Here is a 14,753-nt window from a genome sequence, read left to right as displayed (position 1 = left end):
ACTTCGGCTGTCGCGCGCGCCGTGCAATCCTTTTACACAGACGCAGGTCTGCCGGGCTGTCTTGTCACTGAGGCCCGACGGTTTGAATAGTGAACGCTGACAGTGGATGCGCCAGCTTATCGGGGCGACGCCTTGCCGGCGTTAACCGGTTGTTTGTTGCCAAGGGTTGCCTGATAAGGCACTTGTCCGCCGTAGTCATTGAGACTGACGAAACTCAGAACCAACGGCGCACTTGCCGGTGTGTGCTGTAACGGAATACGCAGACGCTGATGTGGCGCCAGCATCTGACTGTCCAGAAGGGCAAGTTCAGTGTCATGTTGACGTATGGAAATCCGGAGCATGGAGACATGGTAGGGGCCGGGATTTTCGACCTGCACACCGGTGTCATCGACCCGTTGCCAGTTCAGTTTTTCCGGCGCCTGCTGTGGATCACCCTGCAGACCATCAGGCCGGAAGAAGACTTTTATGCGTTGACGTACCGCGATCTGCAGCGTGTTTTCTGCTGCGCTCTGGGGTATTTCCTGAACATTGAGCCATAACACCGACTCACGATCGGTGGGCATGTCAGTACCGGAATGAATGATCCGCAATAGTTGCCTGCCACCACCGGCCATACGCGCAAGCGCGGGTGTGACAATAAACGGCAGGTTCTGCAGCCCTTCGTTATTGCTGGCCGCCGTCGTCGGAGATTCAAGCCAGGACTGCAGGAGAATCTCCCCCCCGCCACTGTTGTGCACCCCCAGACTGACCTCTTTGTCGTTGCCCTGGTAAATGACTCGCGTTGTATTCAATACGATGCCCGCCTGAACGGTGGATGCGCAGAACAACCACGCAACAAGCATCGTGTAGCGAAAAAAATCGGAAAACATGCTGGCGTTCGCCTTGAATTCGGTAGAGGACAGAGCGAGCACGGCCCGCCCTGTCCGACACGATTACTCGTAATCCATCACGAACGGCAGGAAGCCGTCGGCATTACCCGGATTGGTGGGCGTGCCGTTAAGCACATACACCGCGCCAAAATTGATTTCAGCGGTGGCACCGCTGGCGCCATCCTTGATGAGTGTGGTGTCGACGGTTTCGTCACCGCTCAGATCCATCAACACGCTGGAGGCATTGAGCAGGCCGATACCGACGCCATCTGCCGCACCGGTGGTGCGCAGGAGTTTCGCGTCGTTGTTGTCCAGGCCACTGCCGTTACGGGCAATAAGGCGCATCTTCACCATGTTGTATTGGTCGGCACCCGCACTGCAGTTGACCAGCAACTGGATGGGGGAAGCCGTTTCGAATCGGCTTTCGCTCGATACACCGATATCGGAGAAGGACACGTTGCCCAGGTCGATATTGATTTCGCCAGGGTTGGTCCCCGTACTGACACCCGTGCCCGGCCCCACATCGCAGGAGATATTGGTCAGTGTTCCGTTGAAGACCATTGTGCCGTTGTTCGCAGCACTGGCGGTACCTGCCATGCCAGCGCCCATTACGCCCAGAACTGCCAATGTAAGAGAAAGCTTTTTCATGCTAACGACCTTCCTTGTGTTATTTCGTGTGTGCCCGCTATCGGACGGTGAGCACTATAGAGCCAGGTCTATTTCAGTGCTGTCAGCTCGATAACTTTCACCCCGCAGACAACACAACACAACACGCAGGACAGGTCTGTAGGAATAATTATAAGTGGTGCCTTGCACACTGATAAAAACCCTTTTCAATACAGAAGCGTGCCCTTACTCAGGCAAAGACTGCCGACGCCTTCACTGTGGCCGAGGTTATGTATCGTTCAAACTTTACAGGCACTGGACTGCCCCTTGAAAGCGTGACAGTCCGGACGAGAAAACACGACAGACCGGTAGTTACTGATAGCTCAACGTGACCACTGCAGCACTTGCCTGCAGGGCTTCTCCGTCGATTAACACGGCGGCAGGCAGCACCTGATACTGCGTAACGAAGGGCATTGCCTGCTCACCACAGACATTGCGTTCGGTGCTCACATGAATAGTGACCCCGGGTGCAACTTCCAGCGTTCGCGAATGAACACTGGGCGCCGTCATCTCTGTACTGGAAATCATGCAACTGCTGTTGACAATACTGCCACGCAACGTAATTGCACCGTCCTTTGCCCATGACAAACCGGGAGCAGCCAGCAGCAACGTCGACAGGATTGCGACCCACAAACGTTTATCAAGGGACCGTAACTTCACCATCACTTTTCCGTTCGATTTCTGACTGCTCATGGCGTACTCCATTCATAGACTCATACGATAATTTAAGTTGATGAGAGAATGACCTGCCAGAAACCTACTTAGGAAAATGTAGGAAAACTCCTAGGACTTTATAAACATCTGGACAACTATCTCTTCAACATAGATATCGTCCGATTCCGACTTTTCTTGACTGCACGCCACACCCGCTGGAGGCTTTCTGACAAACCTGACAGCTGAAAGTCATTCTGTTGACCGGGTTTGCAGGCTATAAGGAAGCTGTAAAAAACATCTCTCCCGTACCGACATTTGGCGTTTTCTTCATATGCGCAGAAAGACCCTGACCGTCACCGCCGTCGTCCTGGTGATCGCCTGTGCGGCGATTGCCGGCTGGAAACTGACACGCCCGGCCGCACTCCCCAAAAATGCCGCTGCCGCTGTGCCCGTCAAAGTGATCACGGTCAGCCTTGAAGACGTACCGCGTTTCGTCACAGGGATCGGATCGGTGCTGTCGCTGCAAAGCGTGGTGATCCGCCCCCAGGTGGATGGGGTGCTGACGCGTGTGTTGGTCAAGGAAGGTCAGCAGGTCAAGGCCGGGGACCTGCTGGCAACGCTGGATGACCGCTCTATCCGGGCCGCGCTGGAGCAGGCGCGTGCCCAGTTGGCGCAAAGCAAGGCGCAGCTGGACGTCGCGCAACTGGACCTCAAGCGCTATCGCCAGCTCACCCAGGACAATGGCATCTCGCGGCAGACATTCGACCAACAGCAGGCAATGGTCAGGCAACTCGAAGCCACGGCGAAAGGCAACGAAGCGAGCATCAACGCCTCACAGGTGCAGCTGTCCTACACCCAGATTCGCTCGCCGGTGACGGGACGGGTCGGTATTCGCAACGTCGATGAAGGCAACTTCCTGCGCGTCAGCGATGCTGCAGGGCTGTTTTCAGTGACCCAGATCGACCCGATTGCCGTGGAGTTTTCCCTGCCACAGCAAATGTTGCCGACCCTGCAGGGGCTGATTGCCGAACGTAACGCTGCGACCGTCAAGGCGTATCAGGGCGACGGCGCGGCCAACGGCCTGCTGCTGGGTGAAGGCACGCTTTCATTGATCGACAATCAGGTGTCGGCAAGCACCGGTACGATCCGCGCCAAGGCGCAATTCAAAAACCCCGGCGAGCAACTCTGGCCGGGGCAACTGGTGACCGTGAAGATCCAGACCGGTATCGAACTCAACTCGCTGAAAGTGCCGCCACAAGTGGTGCAGCGCGGCGTTGACCTGCACTTCGTCTATCGGCTCACTGCCGATAACAAGGTAGAAGTCGTACCCGTCAAAGTGCTCTATCAGGACAGCGAACAGACATTGATCAGCGGGCCGCGTGCTGGCGATGTACTGGTCAGCGACGGCCAGTCGCGGCTACGCCCCGGCGCAACGGTCGAAGTGATCACCGCGCCTGCTGCGGATGTCGCGAGCGCGCAAGTGGAGCCCGCACGATGAACGGCCGGGGCTCGGTATCGGCGTGGTGCATCGACCACCCGGTGGCCACCTTGTTGCTGACCTTCGCACTGGTACTGCTGGGGGTCATTGCCTTTCCACGGCTGCCGATCGCGCCGTTGCCGGAAGCGGAATTCCCGACCATCCAGGTCACCGCGCAGCTCCCCGGCGCCAGCCCCGAAACCATGGCGTCTTCGGTTGCCACGCCACTGGAAGTGCAGTTCAGTGCGATACCGGGCATGACCCAGATGACCTCCAGCAGCGCACTGGGCTCCACCAACCTGACGCTGCAATTCACGCTCAACAAAAGCATCGACACTGCGGCCCAGGAAGTCCAGGCCGCCATCAATACCGCAGCCGGACGCCTGCCTGCCGACCTGCCCAGTCTGCCGACCTGGCGCAAGGTCAACCCGGCCGACAGCCCGGTGCTGATCCTCAGCGTGAGTTCCAGCCTGATCCCCGGCACAGAACTGAGCGACGTCACCGAAACCATTCTGGCGCGCCAGCTCAGCCAGATCGAAGGCGTGGGCCAGGTCTTCATCACCGGTCAGCAACGTCCGGCGATTCGTGTTCAGGCCGCTCCCGAGAAACTGGCTGCGCTAGGGCTGACCCTGGCCGATATTCGCCTGGCGGTGCAGCAGACCAGCCTTAACCTGGCCAAGGGTGCGCTGTACGGCAAGGACAGTATTTCGACCCTGTCTTCCAACGACCAGTTGTTCAAGCCGCAGGACTACGCGCAACTGATTGTTTCCTACAAGAACGGCGCACCCGTCCAGCTCAAGGATGTGGCACGGGTTGTCGCGGGCTCGGAAAACGCCTACGTCAAGGCCTGGTCCGGCGATCAGCAAGGCGTCAACATCGCCATCTTCCGCCAGCCGGGTGCCAACATTGTCGACACCGTGGACCGTATCCAGGGTGAACTGCCACGCTTGCAGGAAATGCTCCCGGCCAGCGTCGATGTCTCGGTACTCAACGACCGCACCCGTACCATCCGTGCCTCGCTGCATGAAGTGGAAATGACCCTGATGATCGCGGTGCTGCTGGTGGTGGCGGTCATGGCGCTGTTCCTGCGCCAACTGTCAGCCACCCTGATCGTCAGTGCGGTACTCGGGGTCTCGCTGATTGCCAGCTTTGCGATGATGTACCTGTTCGGCTTCAGCCTGAACAACCTGACACTGGTGGCCATCGTGGTCGCGGTCGGTTTCGTGGTGGACGACGCCATCGTGGTGGTCGAGAACATCCACCGTCATCTCGAAGCCGGTCAGGGCATGCGCGAGGCCGCGATAAAGGGCTCAGGGGAAATCGGCTTTACCGTAGTGTCGATCAGTTTCTCACTGGTGGCGGCGTTCATTCCGCTGTTGTTCATGGGCGGCGTGGTCGGGCGACTGTTCAAGGAGTTCGCACTGACCGCAACCGCGACCATCCTTATTTCGGTGGTCGTCTCCCTGACCCTCGCGCCGACCCTGGCCGCCTTGTTCATGCGCGCGCCCACCCATCACCCGCATCAGAAACCGGGGTTCGGTGAACGCCTGCTCGCCTCCTACGAGCGTGGCTTGCGCAAGGCCCTGGCCCATCAGCGGCTGATGCTTGGCGTGTTCGGCCTGACCCTGGCGCTGGCAGTGGTCGGTTACATCCTCATCCCCAAAGGCTTCTTTCCGGTCCAGGACACCGCTTTTGCACTCGGGACCACCGAGGCAGCTGCCGACATCTCCTACCCGGACATGGTGGAAAAACACCTGGAACTGGCAAAGATCGTCGGCGCGGACCCTGCGGTGCTGGCGTTCTCGCATTCGGTCGGTGTTTCAGGCAGCAACCAGACCATCGCCAACGGCCGCTTCTGGATCTCGCTCAAGCCACGCTCCGAACGCGATGTGTCGGTCAGTGAGTTCATCGACCGCCTGCGCCCCAAACTGGCCAAGGTCCCGGGCATCGTTCTGTACCTGCGCGCCGGGCAGGACATCAACCTCAGCTCCGGCCCGAGCCGCAGTCAGTACCAGTACGTGCTCAAGAGCAACGACGGCGAACTGCTCAACACCTGGACGCAACGGCTGACTGAAAAGCTGCGCAGCAACCCGGCGTTTCGCGACATGTCCAACGACTTGCAACTGGGCGGCAGCGTCACGCACATCGACATCGACCGCAGCGCTGCCGCGCGATTCGGCCTGACCACGGCCGATGTCGACCAGGCGCTGTACGACGCGTTCGGCCAGCGGCAGATCAGCGAGTATCAGACGGAAGTCAACCAGTACAAGGTGATCCTTGAACTGGACGCCCAGCAGCGCGGCAAGGCTGAAAGCCTGGCGTACTTCTACCTGCGCTCACCGCTGACCAGCGAAATGGTGCCGCTGTCGGCGCTGGCCAAAGTCAGTGCGCCGCGCATGGGACCGTTATCGATCAGCCATGACGGGATGTTTCCGGCGGCGAACCTGTCGTTCAACCTGGCACCCGGGGTCGCCTTGGGCGATGCCGTGCGCATGCTCGATCAGGCCAAGAACGAGATCGGCATGCCCGCCTCGATCATCGGCAGCTTCCAGGGTGCGGCACAGGCGTTCCAGAGCTCGCTGGCCAACCAGCCGTGGCTGATCCTAGCGGCGCTGGTGGCGGTGTATATCATTCTGGGGGTGCTCTATGAAAGCTTCGTGCACCCGCTGACCATCATCTCCACCCTGCCCTCGGCAGGTATCGGCGCATTGTTGCTGTTGTGGATGATGGGCCAGGACTTCTCGATCATGGCCCTGATCGGCGTGGTGTTGCTGATCGGTATCGTCAAAAAGAACGGTATTCTGCTGGTGGACTTTGCCCTGCAGGCCCAGCGCGAGCAGGGTCTCACGTCGCACGAGGCCATTTATGAGGCCTGTATCACCCGCTTCCGACCGATTATCATGACCACCCTCGCCGCGCTGCTCGGCGCGCTGCCGTTGATGCTCGGTTTCGGCGTCGGTGCCGAGTTGCGTCAGCCGCTGGGTATTGCCGTGGTCGGCGGCCTGCTGGTGAGCCAGATGCTCACGTTGTTCACGACGCCGGTCATTTATCTGCAACTGGAGCGGCTGTTTCATCGACGCCACCCGGCGCCCGCCGCACCGGCGCCGGCCCTGCACAAGTGAGAGTCGCCCAATGCGCGTGCTGATTATCGAAGACGAAGAGAAAACCGCCGACTACCTGCGGCGGGGCCTGACCGAACAGGGCTATGCCGTGGACGTGGCGCGCGACGGGATCGAAGGCCTGCACCTGGCGCTGGAGAATGACCATGCGATCGTCATTCTCGATGTGATGCTCCCGGGCCTGGATGGTTTTGGTGTGTTGCGTGCGTTGCGCGCGCGCAAACAGACACCCGTGATCATGCTGACCGCGCGCGAGCAGGTCGACGACCGCATTCGCGGCCTGCGCGAAGGCGCGGATGATTACCTGGGCAAACCGTTTTCCTTTCTGGAACTGGTCGCCCGTCTGCAGGCCCTGACCCGGCGCAGCGGTGGCCATGAACCGGTACAGATCACCATCGCCGACCTGTGGATAGACCTGATCAGCCGCAAGGCGACCCGTGCCGGCCTGCGCCTGGACCTGACCGCCAAGGAGTTTTCGCTGCTCAGCGTGCTGGCCCGACGTCAGGGCGACATTCTCTCCAAGACATCCATCGCCGAGATGGTCTGGGACATCAACTTCGACAGCGATACCAATGTGGTCGAAGTCGCGATCAAACGCTTGCGGGCCAAGCTTGATGGCCCTCACGAGCACAAGCTGCTGCACACCATTCGCGGCATGGGTTATGTGCTGGAGAACCGCAGTGCGGGTTGATTCGATTGCCCTGCGCCTGAGCGGGCTGTTCGCGCTGGTGGCACTGGTGGTGTTCCTGCTGATCGGCTGGGCCTTGTACCTGCAGGTCGACAAGAGCCTCGACCTGCTGCCCCGCGCGGAAGTGGATGCGCGCTACAGCGTGCTGGAATCGGCGGTCAATCGTTTCGGCAACCCGGAGCACTGGGGCAAGATCAAGAACAAGCTCAGTTTGCTCAGCGAAGAGGACAAGCGCCTGCGCTTCTGGGTGGTGAGTGACAATCCACTCTACGAGTTCGGCAATCCCGGTGCGGACATTCGTCGTTTTGCGCACGGGCCGCTGGGCATGCACGACCTGAGACTGGCAGATCATCCGTTTTCGTTCAAAGTGCTGGTCAGCGAGTTTCCCGCCAAGGAACAGCGTCCGGCACTGCGCTTTCTGACCGCCATCGACACCGAGACGTTCTGGCACACGCAACACTCGCTGCTGGTCGCCCTGATCAGCCTGGCCACGCTGGGCATTCTGCTCGCGTCGGCGCTGGGCTACTGGGTCGCGCGAATTGGCCTGCGACCGCTGACCAGCCTCTCGCAGGAAGTCCAGAAGCTCGCCCCGCCACGGCTGTCCGGACGCTTGCAGCTGTCGCCGCTGCCACCGGAACTCGAGCAATTCGTCGCCTCGTTCAACTCCACGCTTGAGCGCGTCGAGCAAGCCTACTCGAGGCTGGAGTCGTTCAATGCCGATGTGGCACACGAGCTTCGTTCGCCGCTGACCAATCTGATCGGTCAGACCCAGGTAGCGCTGACCCGTGGCCGCTCTGCCGAGCATTATTTCGAGGTGTTGCAGTCGAATCTCGAAGAGCTGGAGCGCCTGCGCTCGATCATCAACGACATGCTGTTTCTGGCCAGCGCCGATCAGGGCACCAGGGTCAAGGCACAAACCTGCACCTCACTGGCTGAAGAAGTCGCTACGACGCTGGATTATCTGGACTTCATTCTGGAAGACGCGCACGTGCAAGTCCGTGTCAACGGCGACGCCAGCGCGCCGATTGAAAAATCCCACTTGCGCCGAGCGCTGATCAACCTGTTGCATAACGCCGTCCAGCACACCGGCGCTGGCGAGGTCATTGAAGTCAACATCGAATCGCGCGATGCCCATGTCACTGTCAGCGTGACCAATCCGGGCGTACACATCGCTCAGGAACATTTACCCAGACTGTTCGAGCGCTTTTATCGGGTGGATGCCTCACGCAGCAACAGCGGCGCCAATCACGGCCTGGGGCTGGCCATCGTCAAGGCGATTGCCTTGATGCATGGCGGCACCGTGTTCGTGAACAGCGACAAGGGCGCCAATACTTTCGGCATCCAGTTGCCCCGCTGACACCTGAAAATACTGACTGCACTGACGGTTTTCACGGTCCTCAGTGTGCGCCTGTTCGCAGCATTTTAAATACACTTGCTTTATTCACATTCCCTTCATATGAGGCTATAAGGAGCGTGTTATACACGCATCATTAAGTTCCCCAAATAACTGATAATTTTATTAACCGATTATCAAGAATCATTCGTCTGCAGGTAGAACAACCGATGATGGTGTTTGCGTTTTCTCGGCAAGCCCGGCTCAGATGGACCCGTCCGGAGCTGATATTGATTTTCGGCAGCTCGGTTTCAATGCTCGCCATTCTGGCGATCGTGGCGTCTCTACTGGCCCGGGAGCGCGACGACGCAGCACAGACAGCAGCACGTGCAGCATCCAATATCGTGCGTTTGATTGATGCCGACGTCATGCGTAACGCAGAACTTTACGACTCTTCCCTGCAGGGTATGATCAGTGCGTGGCAGCGTCCGGACCTTCAGCAACTGTCGCCTGAACTGCGCCAACTTGTACTGTTTGATCGCGCCACTGCCGCCTCTTACAAGGGCGATCTGGTATTGCTCGATAACCGCGGCGAGATATTGGCTGATTCTTTATCTGTCATTCCTCGACAGGACAACTTTTCTGACCGCGCCTATTTCAAGGACCATGCAACCGACCGCTCTTTGACGCTACATGTCAGCGCGCCGTACAAGACGCGCTGGGGCTACAAGGACTGGTGCATCAGTTTCAGCCGTCGTATATCAGGACCCAACGGTGAGTTCATGGGCATCGTGAGTGCGGCGATGCGCCTGGTGTATTTCAAGCACCTGTTCATGAGCCAGAACCTGGGCAGTGAAAGCAGCATCAACCTGATCAATACCTCGGGCATTCTGATCGTTCGCTACCCGGAAATGGAAGGCCAGGATCTGATCGGCAAGGATTACAGCCACAGCCCCAACTTTCAGCGCATCCTTCAGGAAGGCGATGGCAGCTTCGCCGCGATGTCGACGCAGTTGAACGCTCGTCGGCTGTATACCTTTTCCCGAGTCGGCAACCTGCCGCTGATCGTCGTCATCGGGCAGTCCGAGGATGAGGTGTATGCCGTCTGGCGGCGCAATGCCTGGCTGGTCGGCTCGGCCACCAGCGTTTTGTGTCTGGGCATTCTGTGGCTGACCTGGCTGCTGTGTCGCGAACTGCGAAGACGCCACCGTGCCGAAGATGCGCTGGCCAGCCTGGCCGCGACAGATGGTCTGACCGGGCTCGATAACCGCCGCCAGCTCGACGAGGCCATGGAGACCGAATGGGCCCGAGCGCAACGCTCTGGCAAGCCGCTGTCATTGCTGATGATCGACGTAGACCATTTCAAGGCATTCAATGAGCGTCACGGCCATCAGGGCGGGGACGAGGCGCTGCGTCTGATTGCGCAGACCATCTCATACTGCATCCGCCGTCCGGGCGACCGGGTGGCGCGCTATGGCGGCGAAGAGTTCGTGGTGGTGCTGCCGGAAACAGATTTGCCGGGCGCCATGCTGATCGCGGAAAAAATTCGCAAGGCCGCAGAGTCACTGCCGCTGTTCAGGAATGCCGAGCATCCCATCACCGTGAGCATCGGGGTCGCTTCGGAGGTCGTTCGCCAGGGCGACAAACTGGAGGCATTTTTCGGGGTAGCCGACAAGGCGCTGTATCAGGCCAAGGACAATGGGCGTAACCGGGTCGAGTACCGCAGTTCGGTCGCCAGAAAGGTGACAGACCAGGTTTGACCGGCTGCCTTCGGGCATAAAAAAACGCCAGACTGGCTGGCGTTTTTCGGTTACCGCTGAGGCATCGAATTACGATGCGGCGCGGGCTGCGTCACGCAGCGCTTTTACCTTGTCGTGGTTGGCCAGAACGCCAGCCTGCTGCTTTTCAATCAGCGCGATAACGTTAGGGGAAACGTTCTTGGCGCGGGCTTTTTCCAGCGCTTCGCGATAAGCCTTCTTGGCAACGTCTTCGCCTTTTTCAACTTCTTCAAGAACTGCCTTGTCGTCGTCCGAAGTAACCATCGACTTCAGGTTGACCCATGCGCGGTGCAGTGCGCCAGATACGCTGGAAGAATCTTCAGGCTTGCCACCCAGTGCGGTCACTTCAGCTTGCAGTTCACGAACGGCTGCAGCGACTTCAGTAGAACGGTTTGCAAGGAACGATTTTACCTGGGCGCTTTTTGCGTGTTCTGCGCTGGTACGGAAACCTTCTTCACCGTCTTTGCTGGTTTCGATCAGGTCATTCAGGATAGAGATCGTTTCTTTGTTGATATCAGTCATTTGATAATTTCCTAATGGCAGGTTGATACGAAAGTGTTCGATGTATAGGTAATTGCAGACACCGTGCCAGTTTTTGAAATGAAAATAATTATTTAATATCAATGACTTACGAAATTTTCACATTTGCCCGTTCGTGACTTCTGCATGATCTGCGGTTTGGCCTGCATGCAGAATGCACGTATCGTACAAGCTGAGACAGAAACGCAGGCTTATCGCGAATGAACCCGGAAAAACTCAAGTTGCTGGTGACACAGGAAATGCCGTTCGGCAAATACAAGGGCCGGCTGATCGCTGATTTACCAGGGCATTACCTGAACTGGTTCGCCCGCGAAGGCTTTCCCAAAGGAGAGTTGGGCGGCTTGTTGGCGCTGATGCAGGAAATCGATCACAACGGCCTTGGCGCGCTATTGGACCCGTTGCGCACGCGTCCACGTCAGTCGTTCAAGGACAAGGGGTAAAAACGAAGAGAAGGTCCGGGGAGAAAAAAACGGTGCTCCGGACCAGGGAGCACCGAAAAGCCATACAACCAACAACAACTTCCTTGTCGGAATCAGCCGCAAGGGGCTGACGCCGAAATCCTGAAAATCAGTCAAACAGCGCCATGGCCTGCGCAGTCGCTTCTTGGATACGCCCCCAGTCGCCATTCTTGACCCAGGCGTTATCGATCATCCAGGTGCCGCCCACGCACATGACGTTGGGCAGGGCCATGTAGCTCTTGAGGTTCTGCTCATTAACGCCGCCAGTGGGGCAGAAACGCACCTCGTTGAACGGCCCGCCAAGGGCTTTGATCGCTGCCACACCGCCGCTGATCTCGGCCGGAAACAGCTTGAAACGGCGATAGCCCATGGCGTAGCCGATCATGATTTCCGAGGCACTGCTGATGCCGGGTAGCAAAGGCAGCGGGCTGTCGAGCGCCGCCTGCAAGAGTTCCTGCGTGCTGCCGGGCGTCACGATGAACTGCGAACCGGCCGCTTCGGCGTCGGCCAGCATCTTGCGGTCCAGGATCGTCCCCGCGCCCACACACAACTCGGGGCGCTGTTCACGCAGGATACGAATGGCGCTCAGGCCGAACGCCGAGCGCAGGGTCACTTCCAGCGCAGTCATGCCGCCAGCGGCCAGTGCATCGGCCAGCGGCAGTACGTCCTGGTCACGGGCGATGGTGATCACCGGCAGAATCTTCGCCTTGGCGCAGAGTTCGTCGATCTGGGCAATCTTGTTCGCCATGCTGGTCAGCGGCTGATTATTTTCGTTCTGTGTCATGGCGACGGTTCCTTTGTTTGTGGGGCTTATCGGGGCTTATGGGCACCAGTAAATCTCGAGAGACGGGTTGAGAAAGGCACGTACCGGCATTTCGGCGAGGTCATCGCCTGCCAGCGCGGTGCGCAGGGTGTCGAGTTTGGCCTGACCGGACACCGACAGAATCGGTGAGCGCGCCGACGCCAGCAGGCGGCGGGTCAGGGTCAGGCGCTGGTGCGGCACGCTCGGTGCGAGCATGGGCAGGCAGCGGCGCTCGCCTTGCAGATCAAGGGCTTCGCTCAGATTCGGGCTGTTGGGGAATAGCGATGCGGTATGCCCGTCGTCGCCCATGCCCAGAATCAGTACATCTATGGGTGGCAGCTCGGCCAAGGCCTGATCGGCAGCCTGCGCGGCTTCCTCGACACTGCTCGCCACGCTGTACAGGCCGAGAAACTTCGCCTTCGCCACGGGCCCCTGCAACAAGTGGCGCTGCAACAGGCCGGCATTGCTGTCGGCGTGCTCGGTCGGCACGAAGCGCTCGTCCGCCAGACTGATGACCACCTTCGACCACTCCAGCGGTTGTGTCGCCAGACGCTGGAAGAAGGCGACCGGGCTGCGTCCACCGGACACCACCAGCGTCGCCAGACCGTTCTCGCTGATCGCCTGCTTCAGGCGCTCGGCGACATTTTCAGCCAGTGCATCGGCCAGTTGCTGCGCCGTGTCGAAATCGTGTGCTACCAGCCCTGCCGGCAGCTTGAGGTCACATGTCGCCATACCAGGATCTCCCGTCGCGAGTAATCAGGGCAATGGAGCTCATCGGCCCCCAGGTTCCGGCCGGGTAAGGCTTGGGCGCATCGCCCGCCTTCTTCCAGCCAGCGATCAATTGATCGCACCATTGCCAGGCGTACTCGATCTCATCTTTGCGGACAAACAGGTTCTGATTGCCACGCATGACTTCCAGCAACAACCGCTCATAGGCGTCGGGGACACGAGCGCTGCGGTAGGTGTCGGAAAAATTCAGTTGCAAGGGACCGCTGCGCAGCTGCATGCCCTTGTCCAGGCCCTGATCCTTGGTCATCACCTGCAAGGAGATGCCTTCGTCAGGCTGCAGGCGGATGATCAGGCGGTTGCTGATCTGCAAACGCTGTTCAGGCGCGAAGATGTAGTGCGGCGGCTCTTTGAAATGGATCACGATCTGCGACAGCTTCTGCGGCATGCGTTTGCCGGTGCGCAAATAGAACGGCGTACCCGACCAGCGCCAGTTGCGGATATCGGCACGCAACGCGACGAAGGTTTCGGTATCGCTCTGGGTATTGGAGTTTTCCTCTTCCAGATAGCCAGGCACCGCCTTGCCTTCGCTGTAGCCAGAGGTGTACTGGCCACGCACCACCTGGGTCGCCAGACGCTCCGGGGTGAAGGGTGCGAGTGCCTTGAGCACCTTGACCTTCTCGTCACGGATACTGTCGGCCGACAGGTCGCTTGGCGGGTCCATGGCAATCAGGCAGAGCAGCTGCAGCAGGTGGTTCTGAATCATGTCACGCAGCTGGCCGGCCTGATCGAAGTAGCCCCAACGGCCTTCGATGCCGACCTTCTCGGCCACCGTGATCTCTACGTGCGAAATATGGTTCTGGTTCCACTGGGTTTCGAACAGGCTGTTGGCGAAGCGCAGAGCGATGAGGTTCTGTACCGTGTCCTTGCCCAGATAGTGGTCGATACGATAAACGCGGTTTTCCGGGAAAAACTGCGCGACGGCGTCATTGACACGGCGCGAAGAGGCCAGGTCGTGGCCGATGGGTTTTTCCAGTACGGCACGCGTGCGCTCGGCCAGGTTGACCGACGCGAGGTTCTCGCAGATGGCGCCATAGACCGAGGCCGGTGTGGCGAAATAGGCGATCAGGGTTTCGGCATTGCCAACCCGCTCGGCGAGCGCAACGTAATCCTCGGCCTTGAGAAAGTCGACATGCAGATAGCTGAGACGCGCCAGAAAGCGGCTCAGGTTGTCCGGCTCCAGCTCCGTCTCGGGAATGAAGCGGCGCATGGATTTTTCGATGTACGCCAGATGCGACTCTTCGTCGCCTGGTTCACGCGCCAGGGCAAGAATTTTTGTGTCTTCATGCAGCAGTCCAGCGCGATCAAGCTGATAAAGAGCCGGGAACAGCTTGCGTACCGCAAGGTCCCCCAGGGCACCAAACAGGGCAAATGTGCACGGTTCAACCGTAATCAAGGGCATAATGTTGGTTCTTTTATCAAGTTAGGCTACAAATACCTTTTTTAAAGGCGTTACTCAAGGCCATATGTAGTAATAACCACAACATTCTGCCTGAAAGCATATTCCAGTGGTGATCAACACAGGCCCTCAGTACGATAGGCCACCTTTGCTACAGGCTAAAGGGCTAATAAAAGCCCAAGGC

Annotated in this window: 13 protein-coding genes; 6 read left to right on the top strand and 7 right to left on the bottom strand. The window is 58.9% G+C overall.

Features of this window, described 5'->3' with window-relative positions:
• Positions 1-116: 116 nt before the first annotated feature.
• From AC54XV_RS06270 to AC54XV_RS06260, 3 genes are all read right to left on the bottom strand, one after another.
• On the bottom strand, positions 117-869 hold the full coding sequence (locus AC54XV_RS06270; protein ID WP_024642498.1) for a fimbrial biogenesis chaperone: 753 nt from the start codon (positions 867-869) through the stop codon (positions 117-119).
• Between the two features lie 63 nt (positions 870-932).
• Positions 933-1,517 (bottom strand): fimbrial protein, encoded by a 585-nt coding sequence (locus AC54XV_RS06265; protein WP_011266843.1) that lies wholly within the window; start codon positions 1,515-1,517, stop codon positions 933-935.
• Positions 1,518-1,847: 330 nt separating this feature from the next.
• Positions 1,848-2,228: a hypothetical protein gene (locus AC54XV_RS06260; protein WP_011266842.1), complete on the bottom strand. Its 381-nt coding sequence runs from the start codon at positions 2,226-2,228 to the stop codon at positions 1,848-1,850.
• A gap of 292 nt (positions 2,229-2,520) precedes the next feature.
• Here AC54XV_RS06260 and AC54XV_RS06255 point away from each other — a divergent pair, with 292 nt between their 5' ends.
• The 5 genes from AC54XV_RS06255 to AC54XV_RS06235 all read left to right on the top strand — a co-directional run bounded on the left by AC54XV_RS06255 (position 2,521) and on the right by AC54XV_RS06235 (position 10,566).
• On the top strand, positions 2,521-3,687 hold the full coding sequence (locus AC54XV_RS06255) for an efflux RND transporter periplasmic adaptor subunit (protein WP_004406632.1): 1,167 nt from the start codon (positions 2,521-2,523) through the stop codon (positions 3,685-3,687).
• Complete coding sequence (locus AC54XV_RS06250) at positions 3,684-6,788, top strand: multidrug efflux RND transporter permease subunit (protein ID WP_103754055.1); 3,105 nt, start codon at positions 3,684-3,686, stop codon at positions 6,786-6,788. Before AC54XV_RS06255 ends, AC54XV_RS06250 begins: the two co-directional genes overlap by 4 nt.
• A gap of 10 nt (positions 6,789-6,798) precedes the next feature.
• A complete protein-coding gene (locus AC54XV_RS06245) occupies positions 6,799-7,476 on the top strand; it encodes a heavy metal response regulator transcription factor (protein ID WP_003314062.1) in 678 nt (225 codons plus the stop codon).
• Positions 7,466-8,830: a heavy metal sensor histidine kinase gene (locus tag AC54XV_RS06240; protein WP_024651217.1), complete on the top strand. Its 1,365-nt coding sequence runs from the start codon at positions 7,466-7,468 to the stop codon at positions 8,828-8,830. Before AC54XV_RS06245 ends, AC54XV_RS06240 begins: the two co-directional genes overlap by 11 nt.
• Positions 8,831-9,036: 206 nt before the next feature.
• Entirely contained in the window at positions 9,037-10,566 is a 1,530-nt protein-coding gene (locus tag AC54XV_RS06235) for a sensor domain-containing diguanylate cyclase (RefSeq protein WP_004406640.1), read from the top strand.
• Between the two features lie 69 nt (positions 10,567-10,635).
• On the opposite strand, the gene AC54XV_RS06230 is transcribed toward AC54XV_RS06235, so the two are convergent.
• The gene (locus AC54XV_RS06230) at positions 10,636-11,106 is read right to left on the bottom strand and encodes a PA2169 family four-helix-bundle protein (protein ID WP_003314059.1); all 471 of its coding nucleotides are present in this window, start codon (positions 11,104-11,106) and stop codon (positions 10,636-10,638) included.
• A gap of 218 nt (positions 11,107-11,324) precedes the next feature.
• Here AC54XV_RS06230 and AC54XV_RS06225 point away from each other — a divergent pair, with 218 nt between their 5' ends.
• Complete coding sequence (locus AC54XV_RS06225; protein WP_003341842.1) at positions 11,325-11,564, top strand: DUF3820 family protein; 240 nt, start codon at positions 11,325-11,327, stop codon at positions 11,562-11,564.
• A gap of 127 nt (positions 11,565-11,691) precedes the next feature.
• Here AC54XV_RS06225 and AC54XV_RS06220 read toward each other — a convergent pair whose 3' ends face one another.
• Genes AC54XV_RS06220 through zwf form a run of 3 tightly spaced genes read right to left on the bottom strand, consistent with a single transcriptional unit; the run spans position 11,692 to position 14,572 of the window.
• Positions 11,692-12,366 carry a bifunctional 4-hydroxy-2-oxoglutarate aldolase/2-dehydro-3-deoxy-phosphogluconate aldolase gene (locus tag AC54XV_RS06220; protein WP_011266838.1) on the bottom strand — a complete coding sequence of 225 codons (675 nt, stop codon included), beginning with the start codon at positions 12,364-12,366 and terminating at the stop codon, positions 11,692-11,694.
• A 36-nt stretch (positions 12,367-12,402) separates the two neighbouring features.
• Positions 12,403-13,116, bottom strand: coding sequence for a 6-phosphogluconolactonase (pgl, locus tag AC54XV_RS06215; protein ID WP_496718147.1), 714 nt, complete (start codon positions 13,114-13,116; stop codon positions 12,403-12,405).
• Positions 13,103-14,572, bottom strand: a complete 1,470-nt coding sequence (gene zwf / locus AC54XV_RS06210; protein ID WP_011266836.1) for a glucose-6-phosphate dehydrogenase — start codon at positions 14,570-14,572, stop codon at positions 13,103-13,105. Before zwf ends, pgl begins: the two co-directional genes overlap by 14 nt.
• Positions 14,573-14,753: the final 181 nt, after the last annotated feature.

It is taken from the genome of Pseudomonas fragariae (ex Marin et al. 2024), from assembly GCF_059621105.1.
This window is presented reverse-complemented; position numbering and strand designations above follow the sequence as displayed.